The 2,405-nt window shown below is 68.6% G+C and carries 2 protein-coding genes; both read right to left on the bottom strand.

The window, feature by feature from the left end; genetic code table 11:
* Positions 1–243: 243 nt before the first annotated feature.
* Positions 244–1,062 carry a class I SAM-dependent methyltransferase gene (locus tag K6I34_RS35685; RefSeq protein WP_229332182.1) on the bottom strand — a complete coding sequence of 273 codons (819 nt, stop codon included), beginning with the start codon at positions 1,060–1,062 and terminating at the stop codon, positions 244–246.
* 17 nt (positions 1,063–1,079) lie between these two features.
* Positions 1,080–2,378: an XRE family transcriptional regulator gene (locus K6I34_RS35680; protein WP_229332181.1), complete on the bottom strand. Its 1,299-nt coding sequence runs from the start codon at positions 2,376–2,378 to the stop codon at positions 1,080–1,082.
* Between the last annotated feature and the right edge of the window lie 27 nt (positions 2,379–2,405).

The following is a 2,405-nucleotide window of genomic DNA, read 5'->3' as shown; positions in this document are numbered from 1 at the left end:
GTCCTGGGGGTGGGTTGCCCGTCTGGAGGGGGGCTAGGCAGCAGTGCGCAGGAGCGAAGGCTCTCAGCGGTGCGAGGCGGGCGCGGGCCGGGCCCGCCACTACGGCCACGGAGACGGACGTACTGGCCGTGCGCGGCCTCGGGCTGCTGGAACTGGATGACTCCCTTCTCCGTGGCACTGAGACCGGCGCCACGGAGCGGTGACCGTTGGCGCTGGGACTTGGGAAGGCCGTCCCGGTCGAGGTCAGCGGCGGCACACCAGCAGCCCGCCAAGGCACGTGATCTCGAATCGGCCGTGCTTCTCGATCTGCTGGGAGACGATCTCTTCCGCACGCTGGATCATCGCGTCGAAGGGGACGCCGCACTGGTCGGCCCAGGCCCGGTACGACGCCATGTGCGCGATCACTGGGGCCGGGTCGGTCACCGTGATGGTGCCGGGCAGTTCGAGCATCCGCACAGTGCCGAAGGCGGCGCCGAGCAACGACGGCGCTTCCTCCAGCGAGAACCGTGCGCTCAACGAGATGCGCGAGGGTCCGCGCTTACGACCGAGTACGTCTCCGGATGCGCGCTGCCAGAGGTCGTCGAGTTCCGCCTTGTCCCGTGCGCTGTTGGTCGAGGCGATGACGGTTCCGTCGTCCGCCAGGGCCCGGCCGAGCTCCGCGACTGCCGCGGGGATGTCTTCGACGTGGTAGAGCATGTGCAGGGCCAGCAGGGCGTTCGCGCCGGCATCGGGCAGGGGAAGCCGGGACGCGTCGGCTACGGCCACGGGCCCCGGTACTTCGGCGAGGATGCCTGCCGAAATGTCGAGGCCGAGGAGGCGCAGGTCCGGCCGGTTGTCCCGGAGACGGCGGATGAACTTCCCGTTTCCGCACCCGACATCCACGACCGTCCCGCGGACATGCCGGAGCTGCTCCACCACCAGGCCGGGCAGGTCGTAACGCGGGGACTGCCACCGGTAAAGGGACTGTCGCGCCGCGAGGTCACGCCCGCTCTTGTAGGCGCTGCCTGCCAGGAGCGATCGGTCAGTGACAGCTGCGTCGTGTCGTGCGGGGGCGTCAGTCACGTCAGCGGCTCCGAAGGCTATCGGTGTGAGGCGGTGGCCGTGGTGGTGCTCATGATGCGGTCGCGCAGGCGTGCGATCCCTGGTGAGCCACGGTACTCGTCGGCCCCGAGTTCGTCGCCGAGATCAGCGAGACGGCGCAGAATGCTCGCTGAGAGAAGCGCGGGAGGGCTGTCGAGGACGAACGTCAGCCTGGTCTCGGCTGCTTCCATGTCCCCGGCGAGCATGTGGCCGCGCGCGAGGTCCAAGTGGGCCGCGAGGAGATCGCCGGTCGAGCGGTCGTCAGCGTCGGAACCGCGGTAGAGATCGACGGCAGCGGTGGCGCTGACGATCGCTTGTCGGACGCTGCCACGATCGCCCAACGAGAGGTACGTGGTTCCGGCGTACGTCAGCTGTTTGGCGTGCGGGAAGCTGAAGATCCCGGGCATCTCGTCGCTGTTCTGCAAGGCGTCCCGTGCGCGTTCGGCCCTGAGCAGGGCGGCAGTGGCTCCACGCCGGTCTCCGGTCACGCCGAGGGCTCTGGCTTCGAGACTGGCAAGGCGGACGCTCACCGTTCCGGGAACGGGGAAGGACTGGCCGGCGCGGGCGAACTCGGCGGCTGTCCTCGGGTCGCCGCCCCAGAAGCTGATCAACGATTGCATGCTTCGAACCCAGGCACGGAGCCCGTGGTGGTCCGCTTCTTCGGCGCAGGCCCAGGCCGTACGGGCGTGAGTCATCGCGGAGGAGTAGTCCCCCGAGTCGAGGCACACGTGGGCGGAGAGCCCGCACAGCCGCCCCGCGGTCACGTAGAGGTCCAAGGTCTGCCGTGGCCGCTGTCGGCCCCTCAGCAACTCAAAAGTCTCATCGCGCAGTTCGCGAATGCCGGTGTACAGCTCCGAGAGCGGACGACTGACGTACTGGCGTGCCAGGGTGAACACTTCGGCATCGAGCTGTTCCACAGCACCAGCGTCCGTGTTCCGTGCGGCGACGAAGCGCGAAAACCTCGCCGACGCAGCGGCATCCACCGCCAGAGAGCGGCGTGACGGCGGGGAGGTCACCCGCTCAACCGATGGGGAGGAGCATCGCCCCGCCTTCTTGCGCTTCTTCGTCACGCTGGCCGCGCGGTCGAGTGCCGACGCTTCGATGCCGAAGACGACCGCAAGGAAGCTGCATGTCCGGGACGTCGGGACGCGGGACTCACGTTCGTACCGCCCGATTTCCTTGCCGGTCATGGCCGAGCGTCCTTCGGCCTTGTTGTACTCGTCAGCGACACGCTGTTGTGACCAGCCAAGGTCATCGCGCAGCTGAACGAGCAGTGTGCCGATGCCCGCCTCGGCCATCCGTTGCCCTCCCCGGCCATCTCGTGC

The sequence above is a fragment of the Streptomyces sp. UNOC14_S4 genome (assembly GCF_020740835.1).
Taxonomy (GTDB): domain Bacteria; phylum Actinomycetota; class Actinomycetes; order Streptomycetales; family Streptomycetaceae; genus Streptomyces.
Note: the sequence above shows the minus strand (reverse complement) of the source record. Positions and strands in the feature narration are given on the sequence as shown.